Source organism: Thioalkalivibrio sp. ALJ1, assembly GCF_000745395.1.
Classification (GTDB): Bacteria; Pseudomonadota; Gammaproteobacteria; order Ectothiorhodospirales; family Ectothiorhodospiraceae; genus Thioalkalivibrio.
The window spans coordinates 86,935-109,464 of the sequence record NZ_JQIW01000004.1 but is presented as its reverse complement, the minus strand read 5'-3'; the positions used below and the strand labels follow the sequence as shown (position 1 = coordinate 109,464).

General features: G+C 61.9%; 16 protein-coding genes, 1 tRNA gene and 2 pseudogenes. 6 read left to right on the top strand and 13 right to left on the bottom strand.

All coding sequences use genetic code 11. From position 1 onward, the window contains the following. Window positions 1–197 precede the first annotated feature (197 nt). On the top strand, window positions 198–947 hold the full coding sequence (locus F462_RS01875) for a lipoprotein (protein WP_038051217.1): 750 nt from the start codon (window positions 198–200) through the stop codon (window positions 945–947). Between the two features lie 458 nt (window positions 948–1,405). Here the strand turns inward: F462_RS01875 and F462_RS01870 are convergent, their stop codons facing one another. The 9 genes and pseudogenes from F462_RS01870 to F462_RS01835 form a co-directional block, all read right to left on the bottom strand. Continuing rightward, window positions 1,406–1,792 carry a cupin domain-containing protein gene (locus tag F462_RS01870; protein ID WP_038051215.1) on the bottom strand — a complete coding sequence of 129 codons (387 nt, stop codon included), beginning with the start codon at window positions 1,790–1,792 and terminating at the stop codon, window positions 1,406–1,408. A gap of 655 nt (window positions 1,793–2,447) precedes the next feature. After that, the gene (locus tag F462_RS01865; protein WP_018861575.1) at window positions 2,448–3,038 is read right to left on the bottom strand and encodes a hypothetical protein; all 591 of its coding nucleotides are present in this window, start codon (window positions 3,036–3,038) and stop codon (window positions 2,448–2,450) included. A gap of 87 nt (window positions 3,039–3,125) precedes the next feature. Further along, window positions 3,126–3,224: pseudogene (locus F462_RS14045) on the bottom strand (transposase); the annotation flags it as partial. A gap of 128 nt (window positions 3,225–3,352) precedes the next feature. Further along, window positions 3,353–3,736 (bottom strand): annotated as a pseudogene (locus tag F462_RS01860) (transposase); the annotation flags it as partial. 172 nt (window positions 3,737–3,908) lie between these two features. Beyond that, on the bottom strand, window positions 3,909–4,103 hold the full coding sequence (locus F462_RS13575; protein WP_156100384.1) for a hypothetical protein: 195 nt from the start codon (window positions 4,101–4,103) through the stop codon (window positions 3,909–3,911). A gap of 17 nt (window positions 4,104–4,120) precedes the next feature. Further along, the gene (locus F462_RS01855) at window positions 4,121–4,441 is read right to left on the bottom strand and encodes a hypothetical protein (protein ID WP_038051214.1); all 321 of its coding nucleotides are present in this window, start codon (window positions 4,439–4,441) and stop codon (window positions 4,121–4,123) included. A gap of 400 nt (window positions 4,442–4,841) precedes the next feature. After that, window positions 4,842–6,737 (bottom strand): ATP-dependent nuclease, encoded by a 1,896-nt coding sequence (locus F462_RS01850; RefSeq protein WP_081911339.1) that lies wholly within the window; start codon window positions 6,735–6,737, stop codon window positions 4,842–4,844. A gap of 123 nt (window positions 6,738–6,860) precedes the next feature. Further along, entirely contained in the window at window positions 6,861–8,099 is a 1,239-nt protein-coding gene (locus tag F462_RS01840) for a ribonucleotide-diphosphate reductase subunit beta (RefSeq protein ID WP_038051208.1), read from the bottom strand. A 109-nt stretch (window positions 8,100–8,208) separates the two neighbouring features. Beyond that, a complete protein-coding gene (locus tag F462_RS01835) occupies window positions 8,209–11,103 on the bottom strand; it encodes a ribonucleoside-diphosphate reductase subunit alpha (RefSeq protein ID WP_038051206.1) in 2,895 nt (964 codons plus the stop codon). A gap of 883 nt (window positions 11,104–11,986) precedes the next feature. On the opposite strand from F462_RS01835, the gene trxB reads away from it, so the two are divergent. The 5 genes from trxB (at window position 11,987) to gloA (ending at window position 17,328) form a co-directional block, all read left to right on the top strand. Further along, entirely contained in the window at window positions 11,987–13,117 is a 1,131-nt protein-coding gene (gene trxB / locus F462_RS01830; RefSeq protein WP_038051203.1) for a thioredoxin-disulfide reductase, read from the top strand. Between the two features lie 3 nt (window positions 13,118–13,120). Next, window positions 13,121–14,365, top strand: coding sequence for a GNAT family N-acetyltransferase (locus F462_RS01825; RefSeq protein WP_038051202.1), 1,245 nt, complete (start codon window positions 13,121–13,123; stop codon window positions 14,363–14,365). 135 nt (window positions 14,366–14,500) lie between these two features. After that, window positions 14,501–15,256, top strand: coding sequence for a leucyl/phenylalanyl-tRNA--protein transferase (gene aat, locus F462_RS01820; protein ID WP_038051200.1), 756 nt, complete (start codon window positions 14,501–14,503; stop codon window positions 15,254–15,256). 413 nt (window positions 15,257–15,669) lie between these two features. Beyond that, window positions 15,670–16,344, top strand: a complete 675-nt coding sequence (locus F462_RS01815; protein WP_038051199.1) for a transglycosylase SLT domain-containing protein — start codon at window positions 15,670–15,672, stop codon at window positions 16,342–16,344. A 483-nt stretch (window positions 16,345–16,827) separates the two neighbouring features. Further along, window positions 16,828–17,328, top strand: a complete 501-nt coding sequence (gloA, locus tag F462_RS01810; protein WP_038051198.1) for a lactoylglutathione lyase — start codon at window positions 16,828–16,830, stop codon at window positions 17,326–17,328. 233 nt (window positions 17,329–17,561) lie between these two features. Here gloA and F462_RS01805 read toward each other — a convergent pair. The 4 genes from F462_RS01805 to alaS form a co-directional block, all read right to left on the bottom strand. Continuing rightward, window positions 17,562–17,652: transfer RNA gene (locus F462_RS01805), tRNA-Ser, on the bottom strand. Window positions 17,653–17,747: 95 nt separating this feature from the next. Further along, entirely contained in the window at window positions 17,748–18,002 is a 255-nt protein-coding gene (gene csrA, locus F462_RS01800; RefSeq protein WP_038051196.1) for a carbon storage regulator CsrA, read from the bottom strand. A 68-nt stretch (window positions 18,003–18,070) separates the two neighbouring features. Then, a complete protein-coding gene (locus F462_RS01795) occupies window positions 18,071–19,315 on the bottom strand; it encodes an aspartate kinase (protein WP_038051193.1) in 1,245 nt (414 codons plus the stop codon). A gap of 336 nt (window positions 19,316–19,651) precedes the next feature. Continuing rightward, window positions 19,652–22,261 (bottom strand): alanine--tRNA ligase, encoded by a 2,610-nt coding sequence (gene alaS, locus F462_RS01790; RefSeq protein ID WP_038051192.1) that lies wholly within the window; start codon window positions 22,259–22,261, stop codon window positions 19,652–19,654. Between the last annotated feature and the right edge of the window lie 269 nt (window positions 22,262–22,530).

Sequence of the window (22,530 nt, the reverse complement as noted above, 5' to 3'; positions counted from 1 at the left end):
GAAGGCCGATCGGCGTAAAGCAGGATTTACACTTACCTCGATGCTCATCTTGGCCGCTCCGGTCACGAGACACGTGGGCACCGCCAAACGCCCGTCATGGGCGCCCCTCAGCGACACCCCCACTGAATGGCACATCATTTGCTTTAAGAAACATAGGCTTACAGTCGAAATGTAGCGGGGTTCCCAAGATGATCTCAATGAAACGCTGGAAGGCACCCACACTGTTCGCGATAGCGCTCTCCGTACCGGGTGCGTTCCTGTCGAGTACCGCCTCTGCCGCACCAATTAATGTTGGCGAAGAGCTCGACGGACTGAATTGCATTCCCTTCGGCTGCGATCTGGCGCAACAGACGCAATACATCTACGGAGCGGAACTGTTCTCCGAGCCCCTTAACATCGATGCGTTCGGATTCTGGTCGGTGGCAGGACAGGGCAATCTGGTCAGCGGATCGTTCGACATACGTTTCTCGATCACCGACGCCGACCCCGCCGACACCAACCTTCCGCTGGAAGACAATTTCGGAGAAGTGGACCATTACTTTACCGATCTGACTCTGGATGGCAGTAGCGATCACCCATTTACCATCAGTGGCGAAACGTTCTACTACGACCCCAGCGATGGCAACCTACTGATCGATATCCGTGCCGATGGCGAGCTCACCCATGAGGGGGATTGGGCCAACTTCCAGTCAACGGCGCACGAAGAAAGCACCGAACACATGTGGCGGGGACGAACTCGCGACGATGAAGACCCGGGAGTGCCAAGTTCGGACTGGGGGATGACAACGACTTTCTGGGACCTCACCGAGGATGATCCTGTAGCGGTCCCGCTCCCTGGTAGCCTGGCCCTCATGATTGCGGGCCTGATGGCCATGTTCTCCGCTGCCTACATGTTTCGCGGGCGCCCGAGGAGAAACAACGACATTGAACCCGCGCGGAAGACTTAACGGGAGCTCAAAGGTCATGCGGGGTCCTCTTCGTCGGCTCTGGCTCTTGTAACGGCCTTCCCAGAGCCGGCCCCGCAACCATCCTCCGCATTCTTCCTCCGCGCCGTTTGTTCGTTCAGGCTTGCGCATTAACCAGCCAGCCTGTGCAAGCGTGCCTGCCACCTGGCAACCTGGCCCGCTCGGTACCAGGCTACAAGACCCCGCACCGAGGTCAGCCACGCCAGTGCTCATCGTTCTAACCTCACCAGGAAGCCACGCCGTACAGGAACGCACGGCGTACACAGCGACAGATACAGGGGTAATACGGCGTCACCTCAGCCGAGACGCGCTCCTTCCTGGCTCGCGTCATCTGCGGACCCTCCCTGGTCCATCCACTCCCCAACACACCTAGACAGCCCGCTTCAGACCGTCAAGAAATTTTGGGCGTCCTCTTCTGCTCTGCCACCGGTAAAGGAAGATCAGCTTTCGATCTGCTTCTTCAGGTGGTTCAGGGTCTCGCAGTGCTCATGCTGCGGACTGAAGAGTATGATCTCGGCGTCCTCTTCCACCCGGAGGGTGTGCCCAGGAGGCCAGTAGAAGAGATCCTCACCGGATACCGCCTCCTCGCTACCATCCCCGTACGTCATGATCAGGCGGCCCTGAATCATGTACCCCCAGTGGGGTGACTGGCAGAGGTCCTCCTTCAAACCGTGGAGCAGCGGGGTAATGTCGGTGCCCGCCTCCAGCGAGAAGTACTCCCCCGTCATCTGCGTGTAATCGGTTGCGTCACCGAACTCCAGGGCCTGACGCGCGACTGCCCCCGGTGCGCTGAACACCTCGGGCACTTCGGACTTTGCCATGCGCATGACCTGCCTCCTTCCCGTCCTGCAACGGGCTTGCCTCGAGACCGAATGGTCCCCCCACGGAGTCTAGAAGAAGAAATCACGGATGCCCGCTTATTGTTGGCCCGCCTCGGACCATAGAAATCATCGGTGTCCTCTTCTTTCCAGACATGGCCTCGCAACCGATGGCGATTCGCCCGTGGCACAGCTTCCCTCCCTGGAAAACCCATTTCCTAGCCAAAATGGCCGCGATAAGCTCCAATCACACCCTCTCTAGACCATTTTCCTTGGATCTTTCCGAGGGTTACCGTGGTCCGACCCCGTTACTCCTCTCGCCACAACCGGCGGTCGCGCGCGAACTTCAGCAGAAACTCCTGCTTATGGCACCGGTGCGTGATATGCCAGACATGGCCCGGCAAGTGATGGCGATTCGCCCGTGGCATGGCTTCCCTCCCTGGAAGACCCATTTCCTGGCCAAAATGGCCCCGATAAGCTCCAATTACACCCTTTCTATACCCTTTCTCTTCGATCTTTCCGTGGGTTACCGTGGTCCGACCCCGTTATCCGCACAAACCTAGACAGCCCGCCTCAGACCGTCAAGAAATCATGGGTGTCCTCTTCTTTTCCTGTTCCCAACGCGAAGCTCAGCCGCAGCGAAGCCGTCGGCTGCAACTTGAGGTTAGAACTCTGCTTTCACAGATTGAAGGAAGCGCGACCCGGCACGCGTAGCGAGGTAGAGCGAGCCTCCTTGTGAATTGTAGTCGAGCCGGAGAAGCCCTAACCCCACTAGCGTTTGAAGATCGTCCTCAAGGAAACGATGCTCCTGGTAGTCAATTTGCCCCTCACCATCGAGTGAGAGAAGGATCGGCGGCCTGTTAAGCGCTTCGGACACCAGAAACCCCTTTGACTCCTTCGATTCCAACTGCTGGAGAACCGAAACCGCCTGATCCGACAGCTGCTCCTCCGGCCGCACGGCCTGAGCAAGTGGACCCAGCACCTCAACATGTGCCGCAAGGGCGCTCAACATTTGATCCAAACGACCCAACTGAGCAAGTAGAACGTCCGTCCGCTCCCTGAGGAGGGCCCTTATGCTCACGCTGAGCTGCGTGTTCCTCTCGAGCTCCGCCGTAAGCTCCTGGAAGCCATGGTCGCTTAGCCACCTCAGGAAGTCATCTAGGTCGGCGCTCTCGTTTGCCCGCCGTTCTGACCGATATGTCCCCATCAGACCAACAATGGTCGCCAGGGATGTTGCCAGAGTAATGGGTTCCATTTTGCCCTCTTGTTCTAACGCTTGGCACAGCGGACGTTTCGGAGCGACGAAGGAGCGGAGAACAAATCATGGGTGTCCTCTTCTTCCACGGTCGCGCGAGAACTTCAGCAGAAACTCCCGCTTATGGCAGCGGTGCGTGATGTGCCAGACATGGCCCGGCAAGTGATGGCAATTCGCCCGTGGCATGGCTTCCCTCCCTGGAAGGCCCATTTCCTGCCCAAAATGACCCCTATAAGCTCGAATTACACCCTTTCTCGACCATTTTCCTTCGATCTTTCCGGGGGTTACCGTGGTCCGACCCCGTTATTACTGGTCGCCTGCATCAGTTTGTGCTGAAGGGCCCAGGCGGTGCGGTAGCTGACGCCCAGCTGGCGTTTGAGCGCCAGCGCCGAGAGCCCGGTCTTGGCCTGGCTGAGCAGATGGATGGCCAGAAACCAGGTGGTCAGGGGCAGCTTCGTTCCCTGCATCACGGTGCCGGCGATCAGCGAGGCCTGATGCCGACAGGCGTTGCACTGAAACAGCTTGCGCGGGCTGCCGTGCAGGACACAGTGGGCTTGGCACCCGCAACGCGGGCAGCGGAAGCCGTCCGGCCATCGGGCCCGCTCCAGCGCCGCCTCGCACTGGGCCTCGGTGCCGTACTGGGCGATCAATGCCGGCAACGACATCCCCGGCTGAAACTGAATCCGATTCTGCGCCATGGTGGCACCCTCCGCTCGCTGTGTAGCCTCAGCGTACGCCCGGGGGTGGCTCACCCTGTGAGCCTGGCTGACTCTCGTCGCTAATCAGGAGAAATCATGGGTGTCCTCTTCTTTTATGGGTGTCCTCTTCTTTTCCTTCTTTTCTGCCGGTCCGACCCCGTTATTGGACCTCTCAAAGCGCATATGCACCTATAGCAACCGCCACCGCAGCAAGTATCACTTTGGTAGTGATCGCAGCAGATAGATTTGGAGTAACTCCCGCAGCTATAGCTTTTCTTACGTACCAATCAGGATTTGCCAGAAGCACGACAATCATGATCGCGCTATGGGCGGCCACTATAAATGCGATAATGCTCACAATAGACATTTATCTCTCCCGCCGCTTCAAGAGAGCAGCTCAATTTGACCCTTGATATAGCTTGCATCTGCCCTGGAAAACCCCATGCTCATCAAACTGCCATAGATCATCCCGAGAAATTGATTCTTTTTGTACCAGCCCATGCCCTGCTCTCGAACTACAGATGCCGCCATTTGAACAAGCTGATTCATGCTTGTTGGCGCGCCTTCACTGCGCATGCTCGCCAAAATGGCTTCTCTTTCCGAGCCTTCAGACTGCTGGAGCATCTGAATCTGCATGGCTACAGCGGCAATGCCCTGAGACATAGTTAATAGAGTGCCCTTAGAAGGCCCGCCGAAGAATCCCATACCCCCTCCTTTGCATATAACGTCTTGGTTCAGGCGCGTTTGAGGCGGTGTGAAGCCTTGCGGCGTCAAGAAATCATGGGTGTCCTCTTCTTCGCCCTTACCAAGACACCCAGGATAGATTCACTAGATCCCGAACTCTTCTTAACCTTTGTAAAACGAAATCATGGGTGTCCTCTTCTTCCTTCTTCTTGAAAATGGGCAGCCGAAACACCGATCGAGGTGTCCGAAATCACTTGACCACTACACATCAAGCACCCTGGTCGAAACGTACGCTTGCAAAAGAAATCCTACAACAAATAGCACGCACCTAGACACCCCGCATCAGACCGTCAAGTAATCATGGGTGTCCTCTTCTCCTCCATCCGAGGCTTACCGTGGTCCGACCCCTTTATTTCAGCCATTACGTAATCGCCAACCTTTCTTCAAGCGTGGCAAACACCGCCGCAATGCGAGCGCGGAAGTGTGCCCCAAGATCCACAACATCCTCCCTAGCCAACCTCTCCTGAAAAAACCTGCGAACATGCTTCTTATTTGGCCGCCCATCGAGCGCCAAAGCTTCAGCGATTCTTCCTTCTGCCTCGTCGTCCAAAATATCTTCAATCTCGCAGACACCAGTGAGAAGCTCGTCTAGCGTCGCCGCACGATCCGCGGACATACCAAAGTCTACAACATAACGGTTCTTTTCGGTCTTGCCTTTTGAGTCACCATCTAGGAGAAAAACCATCTCTAGCCCCCAACCAACTTGAAGCGCCACCAGCGCGCCAAGCGTCCCAGCCCCAAGCCCCGGAAGAATCGCACAAACATCCTTTTCGAGAAGATGCGAACCATACCTCAACACATAATAATCGGACCTCCCTTCCACCACTATGGAGGGCTGCTTCATATCGAAACGAGAAGGCACCACTTCAAGCCTATCCAAAATGGGCTGAAAGTAACTGGTGTTACCTGGATTCCGGTTTACGAACTGACGATAGGGAGTTGCTCTAATATCTAGCGCCTCTTCCGACAGCGCGGCAGACTCAACTATTGACTCAGGCGGCGCGTCCATTCTGTTAGTAACAATGAATGTCTGCTCCAACCATTTGGGCTCTACCATGTAATGGCTGTGAGTTGTATACGCCAGGCTGTTCTCGTTCTTGGCCACCTCAGGAAAGCTCTCGATCAACTTCTGCTGCGCAGCTGCGTGAAGATTTGAAGCAGGCTCATCAAAAAGAAAAAACACCGGGCGCGAATTCTCCCGGGCGACCCGGAACTGTGTGAACAACATAAAAGAGAAAAACCAACGAAACCCGAGACTTCGATCGTTTACGCTGAAACGTCTCGTTCCATCCTTTATCTGAAACTCGATGTACAGATCATGCTCCCCCGTCTTGGTTATTTTTCCCGTCTCATCTCGAACTTGGCCCTCGACCGGCTCAAAGGATATATTAACCTCTTTACCTTTCGGGTCCTCACCGAATATTTGGTTCCACCTACCAAAAACTACCTGAGTAACGACTGAGCCAGCGCGATCCATCACATGCTGAATTTTCGCTTTATCGTCCCCCGAGTGCCATGACGGCAAGAAATCAGTCCAGTCCCCCACATTTTCGTCACTTCGGATACGCCGCACAATCGATCCTTCAATGGTGTCGCCCTTACCATCGTAATCCAGGATGTCTTGAAAGACTTTTCGGTAGAACTGATTTACCTTTCCCGCATCTTCTCTGGTCAAAAATATCTTTTTGGGGAAATCAAAAACAAATGTCGGGAAATACGCTATCCCCGGCATTCTCTTGTGCATATGTTGTAGAATTAGTTTTCTTTCTTCAGCATTGGGCTGCCTCCAGTTTTTCTGCCTTCCAGTTTTCACGGAAAAGCCGGTCTCAAGAAGAATCGCGCTTTGTTGATGATCCCCCTTTTCGAATCGATGGACTCTTTTTACTTCTATCTCATCCGGAAACGAATCTATATCGACCACCAACCCACGCTGTTTAATGTCAGCAATGAGAGCACCCTTCTCATCATTAGACATACCCAGCGCCGCGGTGACGGATATCTCATCAGAGAAATTGGACAACAGGTGCTTAGGAACTTGATCTGCCACAGATGGACCAATACCTCGGTTGGCCTGGCCGATGAGATCCTTGGTCTCGGTATCTGGCAAGAAGCTATGTATAGCCTCCAGAATGGTGGTTTTTCCGCTTTCGTTTAGGCCGACAAATGAGAAGACGCTAGTAGAGCCATTCCTAGTGAGTCCAACTTTGGTGTCCTTGATTCCTTTGAAGTTTTTTATTCGAAAGGATTTGTAATACATGGCATTTCCCTATTTTTCTGAGATCGCACACAAATAAAAAAGGGCGCCGTATTGCGGCGCCCTCTTCTGTTGCTGCACGGCCATTTCCCTGGCTCCGCTTCGCTGGATCTCGGCGTCGCCGCCTCAATCCCAGCTCAACGCCCCACCCGTCTGATACTCCGTAACCCGCGTCTCAAAGAAGTTCTTCTCCTTCTTCAGATCGAGCACCTCGCTCATCCACGGGAACGGGTTATCGGCCCCCGGGTACAGCTCGGCGAGCCCGATCTGCGCACAACGGCGGTTGGCGATGAAGTGCAGGTATTCCTCGAACATCCCGGCGTTCATGCCGAGCACGCCACGCGGCATGGTGTCACGGGCGTACTGCGCCTCCAGCTCAACAGCATCCGAGATCAGGGTGCGCATCTCGTTCTTGAAGTCTTCGGTCCACAGGTGCGGGTTCTCGAGCTTGATCTGGTTGATCACGTCGATGCCGAAGTTCATGTGCATGGATTCGTCGCGCAGGATGTACTGGAACTGCTCGGCCACGCCGGTCATCTTGTTGCGCCGGCCCATGGAGAGGATCTGCACGAAGCCGACGTAGAAGAAGATGCCCTCGAACACGACGTAGAAGGCGATCAGTTCGCGCAGCAGCTTCTGGTCCGCCTCCGGCGTGCCGGTGCGGAAGTTCGGGTCCGCCAGGTGCTTGGTGAACGGCAGCGCCCACTCGGCCTTGGTGGCCACGGAGGGCACCTCGCGGTACATGTTGAAGATCTCGCCTTCGTCCAGGCCCAGAGACTCCACGCAGTACTGGTAGGCGTGGGTGTGCAGCGCCTCCTCGAAGGCCTGGCGCAGCAGGTACTGGCGGCACTCGGGGTTGGTGATGTGGCGGTACACGGCCAGCACCAGGTTGTTCGCCACCAGCGAGTCGGCGGTGGAGAAGAAGCCCAGGTTGCGCTTGACGATGGTGCGCTCGTCCTCGGTCAGACCATTCGGGTCCTTCCACAGGGCGATGTCCGCGTTCATGTTGATTTCCTGCGGCATCCAGTGGTTGGCGCAGCCGTCCAGGTACTTCTGCCAGGCCCACTTGTACTTGAAGGGCACGAGCTGGTTGAGGTCCGCGTGGCAGTTGATGATCTTCTTGTCATCGACGCGGATGCGCTCGGCACCCATCTTGATGTCTTCCAGACCGGTGCCGGTCAGGGCGTCTTCGTTCGGCTCGGCCAGCGGCTGGCCGGCGTTTTCCGGGTCCGGCGAGACGCTGGGTGCGGCGCCGGCGGTGCTCATCAGGGCCTCGTTCTCCTGAAAGCCCATGCCGGGGCGGACGGCGGGTTCTTTCTGGCCTTCGCCTTTGATGGCTGCGATCGGATCGTCCCAGGAAAGCATAGTGTCCCCTCTTCTTTTCGGTGGCGGTCCGGCGCGGTGGCCGGGCCTTTTGTTCAGTGCGTTGTGATCAGTGCGTGCTGCGTATTCGGTGCCCGTGGGCGGGGCTGCCTTACTGGCAGGCCTCGCAGTCCGGGTCGAGGATGGAACAGGCCTTGGGCGCCTCCGGCTCGGCCGCCTGCTGGCCGCCGGAGACGGCGTTCAGCTTGTTGCCGCGCGAGGTGTCGGCCACGGTGCTCTTTTCCACGTGGGTCGCGCCCATGGAGCGCAGGTAGTAGGTCGTCTTCAGGCCGCGCACCCAGGCCAGCTTGTACAGGGCGTCCAGCTTGGGCCCGGAGGGCTCGGCCATGTATAGGTTCAGGCTCTGCGCCTGGTCGATCCACTTCTGCCGGCGCGATGCGGCCTCGACCAGCCAGCGGGTGTCCAGCTCGAACGCAGTGGCGTACAGGGCCTTGATGTCCTCCGGCACGCGGTCCAGCGGCTGCACGGAGCCGTCGTAGTACTTGAGGTCGTTGACCATCACCTCGTCCCACAGCTCGCGGTCTTTCAGGTCGCGCACCAGATACGGGTTGATCACGGTGAACTCGCCGGACAGGTTCGATTTGACGAACAGGTTCTGGTAGGTCGGCTCGATCGACTGGCTGACCCCGCAGATGTTGGAGATGGTCGCGGTCGGTGCGATCGCCATGGTGTTGGAGTTGCGCATGCCGACCTTCTTCACCCGCTTGCGCAGCTTGTCCCACTCCAGTCGCTGGGTGGTGTCCATCTGCAGGTAGTCGCCGCGGGTCTCGGCCAGCTTGTCGATGGAGTCGATCGGCAGGATGCCCTGGCTCCACAGGCTGCCGGGGAAGCTCTCGTAGCGCCCGCGTTCCTCGGCCAGGTCGGTCGAGGCCTTGATGGCGTAGTAGGACACCGCCTCCATGGAGGTGTCGGCAAACTCCACCGCCGCCTCGGAGGCATACGGCACGCGCAGCTTGTACAGCGCGTCCTGGAAGCCCATGACCCCCAGCCCCACCGGGCGGTGGCGCAGGTTGGAGCGCCGCGCCTGCGGCACGGAGTAGTAGTTGTAGTCGATCACGTTGTCGAGCATGCGCATGGCGGTGTTCACGGTCTGCTCGAGCTTGGGCAGATCCAGCTCGCCGGCCTCGTTCACATGCGCGGCCAGGTTAATCGAGCCCAGGTTGCACACCGCGATCTCGTCATCCGAGGTGTTCAGGGTGATCTCGGTGCACAGGTTGGAGCTGTGGACCACGCCGGTGTGGCTTTGCGGGCTGCGCAGGTTGCACGGGTCCTTGAAGGTCATCCACGGATGGCCGGTCTCGAACAGCATGCCGAGCATCTTCCGCCACAGGTCCACGGCCTTCATGGTCTTGTGCACGCGCAACTCGCCGCGCGCGGCCTTCTCTTCGTACTCGCAGTAGCGCTTCTCGAACTCGGTGCCGACCAAGTCGTGCAGGTCCGGGGCCTCGTTCGGGGAGAACAGGGTCCAGTCGCCGTCCTCGGCCACGCGCTTCATGAACAGGTCCGGGATCCAGTTGGCGCTGTTCATGTCGTGGGTGCGGCGGCGGTCGTCGCCGGTGTTCTTGCGCAGCTCGATGAACTCCTCGACATCGATGTGCCAGGTCTCGAGGTAGGCGCACACGGCGCCCTTGCGCTTGCCGCCCTGGTTCACGGCCACGGCGGTGTCGTTCGCCACCTTCAGGAACGGGACCACGCCCTGCGACTTGCCGTTGGTGCCCTTGATGTGAGCGCCCATGCCGCGCACGCGGGTCCAGTCGTTGCCCAGGCCGCCGGCAAACTTGGACAGCAGCGCGTTGTCGCGAATCGCGCTGTAGATGCCGTCCAGGTCGTCCGGGACACTGGTCAGGTAGCAGCTGGAGAGCTGCGGGCGCAGCGTGCCGGAGTTGAACAGCGTCGGCGTGGAGCTCATGAAGTCGAACGAGCTCAGCAGGTTGTAGAACTCGATCGCGCGCGCCTCGCGGTCGATCTCGTTGATCGCCAGGCCCATCGCCACGCGCATGAAGAACGCCTGCGGCAGCTCGAAGCGGGTGCCATCCGAGTGGATGAAGTAGCGGTCGTACAGGGTCTGCAGGCCCAGATAGGTAAACTGCAGGTCGCGCTCGGGCTTGATCGCCGCGCCCAGCTTGTCGAGGTTGTAGCGGGTCAGCTCGCTGTCGACCAGCTCCAGGTCAGCGGCGCGCTTGATGTAGGCGCCGAAGTACTCGGCGTAGCGCTCGGCCAGCTGGGCCTGGGTGGCCTCTTCCGGGCGGCCGTGCACGAAGCTCAGGGCCTCGCGGCGCAGGGCATCCATCAGCAGGCGCGCAGTGACCTGCGAGTAGTTCGGCTCCTGCTCGATCATCACGCGGGCGGCCATTACCAGCGCGGTGGAGACGTCCTTCTCGGCCACGCCGTCGAACAGGTTGCGGCGCGCCTCGGTCAGGATCTTCTCGCCATCGACCTGCTCGATGCCGTCACAGGCCTCGGCCACCACCGCCTGCAGGCGCTCCTCGTCCAGCGGGGCCTGGCTGCCGTCGGCACGGGTCACGTTCAAGGCCGGGGCAATCTCCTGCTCGTCCACACCCTGCTCGGCGGCCTCGGCGGCGCGCTTTTGCGCCTGCTGTTCGCGGTAGATCACGTAGGCCCGCGCGACCTTGTGGTGGCCGCCGCGCATCAGGGCCAGTTCCACTTGGTCCTGGATGTCCTCGATGTGCACCGTCATGCCCTGGGTACCGGCACGGCGGAACAGGCTGTCGACCACCTGGCCGGCGACCTCCTTGGAGATCTCGTGGATGCGACGGCTGGCCGCGGCATTGCCACCCTCCACCGCGAGGAAGGCCTTGGTCACCGCCACCTCGATCTTGGACGCATCGAAGCCGGTGACCTTGCCATTACGGCGAATCACCTGATGCTGGCCCGGGCTGGTCGCCAGGACCTCGGCCGACGGTTCGGCTTGCGGCGGGTACTGGGTGCCCTCGTGGGCTTCGGCGGTGTAGGGTTCGCTGTTCATGACGGGCCTCGTGCGCTGGTGTTGGATCGAACGTGGAATACTATAGATCGGGGATCGGGAACTTCATAGCCACTACATATTGTATCCCGAGAGAGAACAACAGGCGGACAAGCCGTGGGCAAGCTGTGGATAAAAACGGCCATTGCCCGTCCTGTCGCCATTCCCGGGCGGGCACCCGAGTTATCCACCAAACCCTGATGTAGTGACTCACGGGCCGGTCTCTCCGGGCGGCGCAGTCATGAAAATGTCTTATGGTCCGCGATTACTGAAATCGAGGGCCCTAACCGTTGGATGCCGACAGCGATCCCGCCGTTCCCGCGATGCCTGTGACCCCGTTGGACAAAGCCCCGCGCCGTCCCAATAATTCCCGGCATTCGAGGCCCTAGGGAAACACTGATTAATGCACGCGCTCGCGTTGGCACCCCAGGTTTTCCGAGACAAGGCGCGTCGTGCAGCGGGTAGTGGTTCTACCCGAAAGCGGCGCAACGCAGGATCGGGGAACCTGGGGTGCCAACCCCCACAAGCTATTGAAAGACGGGGCTCGGCCGCCCGTTGTTGATCAAAAACGGGCGCGCGCACGGCGTTGCGGTTCCCTTGTGCAGAATGACTGCACGGCAGTCGCCGCGCCTTGTTCGCACGCAAAAGTGACTCGAGCGCGAGCGCGTGCATTAATCAGTGTTTCCCTAGATCCGAACCCGGCCACTACCACGAGCTCGGCGCACGCCGCCGGCCTCCACGTGGGCCATGGGCCGCAACGCGACTCACGCCAGCAGCCCCCGGAACCCGGACACTGCGCCGTGATCAGGTATCGTGTGCAACACCCGCAGTGACGGCCCGACCGCCACTGCCACCAAATTCAATATGACTTCAGAAGGAAAGCGCGATGAGCGACGGCAAGAAATCCAAAAAGGACAAGAAGAACAAAAAGAGCGAAGCCGCCCAGGCCCCAGACAAGGCACCGAAGATGGCCACTGCCACCGGGGCCATGCAGTCCGCCGCAGGCGCCGTGCAGCTGGGCGGGCCATCCGAGGCCAAGTCCGACAGCAAGGGGAAGGATAGCGGGAAGGAAGCCCGCCATTGCCCGCTGCTGATCCTGGGCTCCGGCCCGGCCGGCTGGACCGCCGCCGTGTATGCCGCGCGCGCCAACCTGAACCCGGTCGTGATCACCGGCCTGGAACAGGGCGGCCAGCTGATGACCACCACCGACGTGGACAACTGGCCCGGCGACAACGACGGCGTGCAGGGCCCCGAGCTGATGGAACGGATGAAGAAGCACGCCGAGCGCTTCGACACCGAGGTCATCTTCGACCACATCCACACGGTGCAACTGAAGGACAAGCCCTACCGACTGACCGGCGACAGCGGCGAGTACACCTGCGATGCGCTGATCATTTGCACCGGCGCCTCCGCCCAGTATCTGGGGCTGGAGTCCGAGACCACCTTCGCCGGCAAGGGTGTGTCCGCCTGCGCCACCTGCGATGGCTTCTTCTATCGCAACCAGAAGGTGGCGGTGATCGGCGGCGGCAATACCGCGGTCGAAGAAGCGCTGTACCTGTCCAACATCGCCTCCGAGGTGACCCTGGTCCACCGTCGCGATTCCCTGCGCGCGGAGAAGATCCTGCAGGACAAGCTGTTCGAGAAGGAAAAGAACGGCAACGTGACAATCGAGTGGAACCACACCCTGGACGAGATCCTGGGCGACGACTCCGGAGTGACCGGCATGCGCATCAAGCACGCGCAAAGCGGCGAGACGAAGGATGTCGAGCTGATGGGCGTGTTTATCGCGATCGGCCACAAGCCGAACACCGATATCTTCCAGGGCCAGCTGGACATGGCCGGGGGCTACATCAAGGTGCAAAGCGGGCTGAAGGGCAACGCCACCGCCACTTCGGTACCGGGCGTGTTCGCCGCCGGCGACGTGATGGACCATGTTTATCGCCAGGCGGTGACCTCCGCCGGCACGGGCTGCATGGCCGCATTGGACGCGGAGAAATACCTCGAAGAGAACGGCTAGGCCGTGAACGCCGAGGGCGACACCGGGGCACCGAGCCCACCGGCGGAGGAACCAGCGGAGCGCATCGAGTTGCGTGATGGCCTGGCGGACGTCGACCCGGCCGCCTGGGATGCCCTGACCGGCGGCACCGAGCCGTTCCTGCGTCATGCCTTTCTGGAGGGCCTGGAGCGCCACGAGTGCCTGGGCCGCCAGTTCGGCTGGTTCCCGCAACATGTGCTGATCTTCCGCGACGACCAGCTCGTCGCGGCCGCACCCGCCTATGCCAAGACCAACAACTACGGCGAGTTCGTGTTCGACTTCGCCTGGGAAGGCGCGTGGAACCGCCACGGGCTGAACTACTACCCCAAGCTGGTCGTCTCCGTGCCCTACACCCCGGCCACCGGGCCGCGCCTGCTGGTGCATCCGGAGGCGCCGGACTTCGACCACCTGCGCACCCTACTCGTGCGTGCCCTGGTCACCCATGGGCGCGAGCTGAACGCCTCGGGCGTGAACATCCTGTTCCCGACCCAGGACGATTTGGAGGTGACCCGCGAGATGGGGCTGCCCGAGCGCATGGGCTGCCAGTACCACTGGACCAATGCCGACTACGCCACCTTCGACGACTTCCTGGCCGCGCTTAGCTCGAAGAAGCGCAAGAACATCAAGCGCGAACGCCGGCGCGTATACGAGGCCGGCATTCAGTTCCGTACCCTGACCGGGGCCACCGGATCGCGCGAGGACTGGGCGCGCTTCCATCGCTTCTATGTCGACACCTTCGAGAAGCACATGGGCATCCCGACCCTGTCGGAGGCCTTCTTTGTAGAGAGCGCGGCCGAGCTTGGTGATCAGGTCGTGCTGTTCGAGGCACGACGGCCAACCGGGACGGGATCAGACGCGACCGACAAAGGCGAAACCATCGCCGCGGCGCTTTGCTACCGCAGCCACGACACCCTTTACGGGCGCTTCTGGGGCTGCACCGAGGAGCTGGCCGACCTGCACTTCGAGACCTGCTATTACCAGGGCATCGAGTTCTGCATTCGCGAGGGGCTCACTCGCTTCGAGCCCGGCGCCCAGGGCGAGCACAAGATCCCGCGCGGCTTCCTGCCGACGCCCACCTACTCCGCCCACATGATCCTGACCGAGGGCTTCGAACAGCCGGTACGCGACTTCTGCGAACGCGAGGCGGCCATGATGCGCGCCCAGTGCGAACGCCTGCACGAACACTCGCCCTACCGCCAGCCCCAACCCGACGATGCCCCCAACACCTGACCAACCCCCACCTGTGGGAGCGGGCTTGCCCGCGAAGCCCCTGCCCGCGCTGGAGCCCGCCACGGACCATTCGCCTGCTAGCAGGCTCCCACGGAACACAGGTCTCCCATCTCCTGCGCCAACAGGAGCCACCCCATGAACTCCGGCCCACAGATCACGCTGCCCTGGCTGGACCCCGAGCACCCGGAGGCGCCGTTCCCGGACCCGGAGCTTGCCCTGCCTGAGCCCAACGGCCTGCTCGCGGCCGGGGGCGACCTCTCCGTGCCGCGGCTGCTGAACGCCTACCGCCACGGGATCTTCCCCTGGTTCGAGGCCGGGCAACCGATCCTGTGGTGGAGCCCGGACCCGCGCGCGGTGCTGGAACCGAGCCGGTTCCACCTGCACCGCAGCCTGAAGAAGGCGATCCGCAATCGTGGTTACCGCGTCAGTTTCGACTGCGCCTTCGAGGCGGTCATCCAGGGCTGCGCGGCGCCGCGCGAATACGCCGAAGGCACCTGGATCACCTCCAGCATGCAGCAGGCGTATATCGCACTGCATCGCACGGGACACGCGCACTCGGTGGAGGTGTGGGACGGCCCGCGCCTGATTGGGGGACTGTACGGGGTGAGCGTGGGGCGGCTGTTCTGCGGCGAGTCGATGTTCTCCCGCGAGCGGGACGCCTCCAAGATCGCCCTGGCCTGGCTATGCCGCCACCTGGTCGCCTGGGACTGGCCGCTGATCGACGTGCAGATGGAAACCCCCCACCTGCTGAACCTGGGCGCCGAACGCCTGCCCCGCCACGAATTCCTGGCGCGCATCTGCGAGATCGCCGACGCGCCCATCCCGCCAGACCCCTGGCAAACCGATCCCGCCTTGAGCCCTCTCGACCCTGGCTGGAACGCTGCCCTCTAGCAGAAGCGTCGCAAGTGCGCCTTGTGGGAGCGGGCTTGCCCGCGAAGGGGTCTTGCCCAGTTTCGACGCGGGCGGGGGCTTCGCGGGCAAGCCCTCTCCCACAGACCTCTCCCACAGCCCCCGCCACAGAGCCCCCTCCCCGTTCGCCCCCGCCCCCGTCACTGCGAGGAGGCGCAGCCGACGTGGCAGTCGGTTGGGGGTATCCCGGCACCGAGGACTGTATTGGGAGATTGCTTCGCGATGCTCGCAATGACGGGATGGTGGAGCAACCGGGAGCCCGTATGCGCGTCGCTGCGAGGCGCCGCAGGGGCCGGGGCAACCTCCGAAACCGGGCACGTCATCCGGCGCACCCTTGGCCCCCGTTGCGGGTACTTTATACTCCCGGCCATCGGGGAACCGAACGGGAGATTCGGGTGGGCAAGGCATATCAGGGGGAATGGCGGACCATAGCGCTCAACGGCCTGCGCGCGGGCTTGCTGCTGGCGCTGGCCACGATCACGGCAGGGTGTGCGATGCTCGCGCCCTCCCCGCCCCAGGACCAGAGCAATATTTGCGAGATCTTCCGCGAACAGCCGCGCTGGTACGACTACGCCCGCGATTCCGAGCAAGAATGGGGCACGCCCATCGCGACCCAGATGTCCTTCATCCAGCAGGAGTCTTCGTTCCGCAGCCATGTGCGCCCGGATCGCGAACGCGTGCTGGGCTTCATCCCCTGGAGCCGCCCCTCGTCCGCCTATGGCTATGCCCAGGCACAGGACCCGGTCTGGGGCGAATACCAGGAACAGGCGGGCAGCCGCTTCGCGCGGCGCACGCACATGAAGCACGCCACCGACTTCATCGGCTGGTACAACGCCCGCACCCAGCGCATGACCGGCGTCGCGCTGAATAACCCCGAGCACCTGTACCTCGCTTACCACGAGGGCCAGGGCGGCTACAGCCGCGGGAGTTACCAAAACAAACCGCAGGTGCGATCCGCAGCCCAACAGGTCGCCCAGCGCGCAAGCCGCTACGAGTCCCAGCTCTCCAGCTGCGAATCCGAGTTCCAATGCCGCCGCTTCTACCAGATCTGGCCGTTCTGTCGCCAGTAGCCGAAACCACCTCCAGAGTCGTTCAACAGATCGTCATCGCGAGCACCCTGACGCGATCTACCGGGAAACCCCAACGTCGGGGCCACCCCGCCGACTGCCACGTCGGCTGCGCCTCCTCGCAGTGACGGGCATATGGTTCCCCGGCCAATCCACCATCCCGTTATTGCGAGCATCGCGAAGCAATCGCCCGACGCATCCCCCGGCGCAGGGATAACCCCCAACCGACTGCCACGTCGGCTTTGCCTCCTCGCAGTGACCGAGGGGCATATTCACGAGGGCTCCAACACCCGGTCATTGCGAGCGCCGCGAAGCAATCTCTCGGGGAACCCCAACGTCGGGGTTGCCCCGACCGACTGCCACGTCGGCCGCGCCGCCTTGCAGTGACGGAACCTGGGCCCGAGGCGTGACGGGCGCACTTGAGGGAACCTGCCCCATCGTGTTCCTGTCTCCGGATTACCCTTTTTCGGAATACAAGGACGAACCATGAGCGAGCAACCGACCACCGGCTTCCGCCTCAACCACACCATGCTGCGCGTGAAGGACCCGCAGAAGGCCCTGGATTTCTACCAGCGCGTCTTCGGCATGCAACTGGTCAAGACCCTCGATTTCCCCGAGTTCGAGTTCACGCTCTACTTCCTGGCGAAAATCGGCGAGGACGAACCGCAGCCGCCGAAGGACGAAGGCGAGGCCACCCGCTGGATGTTCAGCCAGCGCGGCATCCTTGAGCTGACCTATAACTACGGCACCGAGAAAGACGCGGACTTCCACTACCACGACGGCAACGAAGAGCCCCAGGGCTTCGGCCACATTTGCTTCTCCGTGCCCGACCTGGACGCGGCCGTGCGCTGGTTCGACGACAACAATGTGGAGTTCGTGAAACGCCCGGACGAGGGCGGCCTGAAGGACATCGCCTTCGTGAAGGACCTTGACGGCTACTGGATCGAGATCCTCGAACCCAGCCGTCTGACGGGACTGGGGCGGTAGCCCCCACCCCCAACCGACGAGCGGGTGACGCCGTCAGGTATTGCCCGCCACCAGCGCTGGCGGGGGCTTCGCGCGCGAGCGCGCTCCTACAGGGTTCGGGCTAGGCCTGGCTCATTGGGAAAGGCCAGCGATTCACCGAAGTTGAACCATCGTGCTCATATCTCGGGTTCGAATCCCGGATATCTCGGGGGCCAGACGTGCGAAAGGGGCCACTCGGGCCCCTTTGCAGGATTTGGCGGAGAGTGAGGGATTCGAACCCTCGATGGGCTTTTGACCCATACTCCCTTAGCAGGGGAGCGCCTTCGACCACTCGGCCAACTCTCCGGAAACGGGGCACAGGATAAGGCCTTGGGCCGCCAAATGAAAGGCCCGGCAGGCCGATTCGGGCCTCCGGGCCGTCTACTACCCCTGCGGTAGGTTCAGTCTTCGCGTGCGGCTGCCGCGGCACCACCAGCGCCGGTGTTTCCACCGCTGGAGGTTCCGCCACCCCCTTCGCTATCCGCCACGTTCGATTCCCGCTGAATGCGCTGGAAGATCTCCTCGCGGTGGACGGCGACGTCCTGGGGCGCATTGATGCCGATACGAACCTGATTGCCCTTGACCCCCAGGACGGTGACGGATACGTCTTCGCCGATCATGAGGGTCTCGCCCACACGTCGAGTCAAAATGAGCATGCTCTTCTCCGCAGTGCCTGTGTCGGACGCAGTCGGTCGTCCGGTAACCGTTTTACGGTCTGTCATCCTTAACCGTCCTCCTGTTGACCGACAGGTTCCTGCTCAAGTTCAAAGGCATCATGCAGAGCACGTACTGCAAGTTCGAGGTACTTCTCATCCACGACCACGGAGATCTTGATCTCGGAGGTGGAGATCATCCGGATGTTGATGGTTTCGTGTGACAAGGCCTCGAACATCTTGCTTGCGATCCCGGCGTGCGAGCGCATTCCCACGCCCACTACCGAGATCTTCACGATATGAGTATCGCCGGAGACTTCGCGTGCACCAAGCGCCTTCGCGGCGGCTTGCAGGATCTCCAGGGCCTTGTCGTAGTCGTTCCGGTGGACCGTGAACGTAAAGTCGGTAGTCTGATCGGCACCGACGTTCTGCACGATCATGTCCACCTCGATGTTGGCCTCCGCAATCGGCCCGAGGATGCGATGCGCGACCCCCGGCTGATCGGGGACGCCCTGAACCGTCAATTGGGCTTCGTTCTGATTGAACGCGATACCCGCAACCAGCGCCTGTTCCACCTGCGCATCCTCCTCCGTGGTAATCAGGGTCCCCGGTCCTTCCTCGAACGAGGACAGCACTCTAAGAGGGACGTTGTACTTGCCGGCAAATTCCACCGCGCGGATCTGCAGCACTTTGGAACCCAGGCTCGCCATCTCCAGCATCTCTTCGAAGGTGATGCTGTGCAGGCGACGGGCATGCGGCACCAGACGCGGATCCGTGGTGTAGACACCATCGACGTCGGTATAGATACGGCACTCGTCGGCCTTTAGCGCCGCCGCCAACGCCACGGCCGTGGTGTCCGAACCGCCACGACCCAGGGTCGTGATGGCGCCATGCTCGTCCACACCCTGGAAGCCGGCCACGACCACCACACGCCCGGCGTCCAGGTCCGCGCGCACCCGGGCGTCGTCGATGCTGCGGATGCGCGCCTTGTTGTGGGCGCTATCGGTGCGGATGGTGACCTGCGCCCCGGTATAGGACCGCGCCGGGCAACCCTGCGCCTCCAACGCCATGGACAGCAATGCAATGGTGACTTGTTCACCCGTGGACAGCAGCACGTCCAGCTCGCGGCCATCGGCGCGCGGGTTGAGGGCATGGGCCAGCCCCAGCAGACGGTCGGTTTCGCCGCTCATCGCGGAGACCACGATCACCAGTTGATGGCCTTCCTCGCGCAGTTTTAGCGCGCGTTCGGCCACCGCCTGGATACGTTCCGGCGAACCCACCGAGGTGCCACCAAATTTGAGTACCAGCAACGCCATTTGAAGATTCCATTCACCGCCGCCTGGGAAGGCGGCGCATTAAACACTATTCGTCCCCTCGTTGCGAGGCCCCGTGAGGCGCCGTGGCAACCTACGCCCGAAACCATCGACATCGTTGATGGCTCCAACACCGGGGCCTGCCCCCGGAGATCGCCGCGGCGCTGCGCGCCTCGCGATGACAAGACCATCGTCATTGCGAGGCCCCGACCGGGGCCGTGGCAATCGCCATCCGAAGCCACCGGATCCATCTTCTGCCTTCCAGCGCCGGGGCCACCCCTGGAGATCGCCGCGGCGCTGCGCGCCTCGCGATGACAGTGTTGGCATGTATTGGGCCGGTCAGGCGCGTTCGCGCACCCAGTCCTCGACCGAGGCCAGTGCGGCATCCAGTTTGTCCGGGCTCTGGCCGCCGGCCATCGCCATGTCCGGGCGACCACCGCCCTTGCCATCCACCTGCGAAGCAACATGACCCACCAGGTCGCCGGCCTTGAAGCGCTCGGTCTCGGCCTTGGTCACACCCGCCACCAGACTGACCTTGCCCTCGCCGGTCGAGGTGCCTAGCACCACCACGGCCTGGCCCAGCTTCTGCTTGAGCTGGTCCACCATGTCGCGCAGGGCCTTGGGCTCCACGCCCTCGACCTTCGCCGCCAGCACCTGGATGCCGCCAATGTCCTTCGCCTGAGAACCGAGATCGTCCCCGGCCTGACTGGCCAGCTTGCCCTTGAGTTGTGTGACCTGCTTCTCCAGTTCGCGGGTACGCTCCTGCAACTGGCCGACCTTCTCGGCCGCCTCGCCGCGCCCGGCACGCAGGCGGTCGGCGATCGCGTCGAGGTGCCCCAGCTGCTGGTCGACCCAGCGCAGCGCGACCTCGCCAGCGACCGCCTCAATACGGCGGATACCGGCGGCGACACCGCCCTCGGAGGTGACGCGGAACAGGCCGATATCGCCGGTGCGATTGACATGGGTGCCGCCACACAGCTCGACGGACGTACCGATCTTCAGCACGCGCACCTGGTCGCCGTATTTCTCACCGAACAGGGCGACCGCGCCGGATTCCATCGCGGACTCGATGTCCATCACACGGGTGTCGGTTGCCTCGTTGGCCAGGATCTCGGTATTCACCTGAGCCTCAATGGACCGCAGCTGCTCGGCGGTTAGCGGCTCCATATGGGTAAAATCGAAACGCAAGCGGTCCGGGTCCACCAGGGAGCCCTTCTGCTGCACGTGATCGCCCAGCTGGTCACGCAGGGCCTTGTGCAGCAGGTGGGTGGCGGAGTGATGGCGGCGGATATTCTCGCGGCGCGGGCCTTCCACTGCAGCCTGCAGTGTCTGGTCACGCTCCAGCGTACCGGCTCGCACCTGACCAATATGGATGTGCGCGGCGCCCTGCTTGCGGGTGTCGGAGACCTGAAAACGTACGCCGGAACCAGACAGCGTCCCGACATCGCCGACCTGACCACCGGATTCGCCGTAGAACGGTGTGCGGTCGAGCACGACCAGACCCTCGGCTCCGACCTCAAGCCGCTCCACGGGTTCGCCTTTTTGGTACAGGGCGACCACACGGCCCTCGTCGTCCACCGTGTCATACCCGGAGAACGTGGTCTCCGCATCGACCTGGGGCAGACCACCGCCCTCCATGGAGAACTGACTCGCGGCCCGCGCGCGGGCGCGCTGGTCGCCCATGGCGGCCTCGAAACCTTCCATGTCCAGTTCCAGGCCCCGCTCGCGGGCGATGTCGCCGGTCAGGTCCACCGGGAAGCCATAGGTGTCATAGAGCAGAAAGATCGTCTCGCCGGGGATCACCGTGCCCTTCAGGTCACGCAGATCGTCTTCCAGGATCTTCATGCCCTTGTCCAGGGTTTCCAGGAACTTGCGCTCTTCCTTCTCCAGTACCGTCTCGACCTGGCCTTGTGCCTCGGCCAGCTCCGGGAAGGCCTCGCCCATCACGCGCACCAGATCGCCAACGATCTGGTAGAGGAAGGCGTCCTGCGCCCCCACCTTGAAACCGTGACGGGCGGCGCGGCGGATGATGCGGCGCAGCACGTAGCCACGGCCCTCGTTGGAGGGCAGCACACCATCGGTAATCAGGAACGCGATGGAGCGGATGTGATCGGCGATCACGCGCAGCGAGGCGGAATCCTTTTCCTTGGCTCCGGTCACGCGGGCAGCGGCCGCGATCAGGTCCTGGAACAGGTCGATCTCGTAATTGGAGTGCACGCCCTGCAGCACAGCAGCCAGGCGTTCCAGGCCCATGCCGGTGTCCACCGACGGGCGCGGCAGCGGGTTCAGCGTGCCGTCCGCATCGCGGTCATACTGCATGAACACGAGATTCCAGATCTCGATGTAGCGATCCCCGTCCTCTTCCGGGGAACCGGGCGGGCCGCCCTCGACGGCGGGGCCGTGGTCATAGAAGACCTCGGTGCAGGGGCCGCAGGGGCCGGTGTCGCCCATCTGCCAGAAGTTGTCGGAGCCGCCATCCGGGTCGTCGCCGATGCGGATGATGCGCTCGGCCGGGACCTGGATCTCGTTCGCCCAGACGCTGTAGGCGTCCTCGTCGGTCTCGTAGACCGTAATCCAGAGCTTTTCCGGCGGCAGACCGATGGTCTCGGTCAGGAATTGCCAGCAGTAGTGGATCGCATCGCGCTTGAAGTAGTCGCCAAAGCTGAAGTTGCCCAGCATCTCGAAGAAGGTGTGATGCCGTGCGGTGTAGCCGACGTTTTCGAGATCATTGTGCTTGCCGCCAGCGCGCACGCAGCGCTGGGTGGATACGGCTCGGGTATACGGGCGCTTCTCGCGCCCGAGAAACACGTCCTTGAACTGGACCATACCCGCGTTGGTAAACAGCAACGTGGGGTCGTTGGCGGGGACCAGCGGGCTGGACGGCACGATGCTGTGGCCGTGCCCTTCAAAAAATTCGAGGAAACTCCGGCGAATGTCGGCGCTTTTCATGCGGTTCCGATGGCGTCTGGGATCAAACCCGGAATGCTATCACGCCGACCCGCCACCCGCGTATTGCCGGGCCCAGCTTCTGGCCATGTTGCCCGTCATTGCGAGGCCCCGGAGGGGCCCTGGCAATCGTCGGTGGGTCTCTCGGCGTCTGGATCGGGTGGCCGTGGATGCAGATTGCTTCGTCGCTTCGCTCCTCGCAATGACGTCGTCTTTGTCCCGTCATTGCGAGCGTAGCGAAGTAATCTCTTTACGGAACCACCTGATCCCGA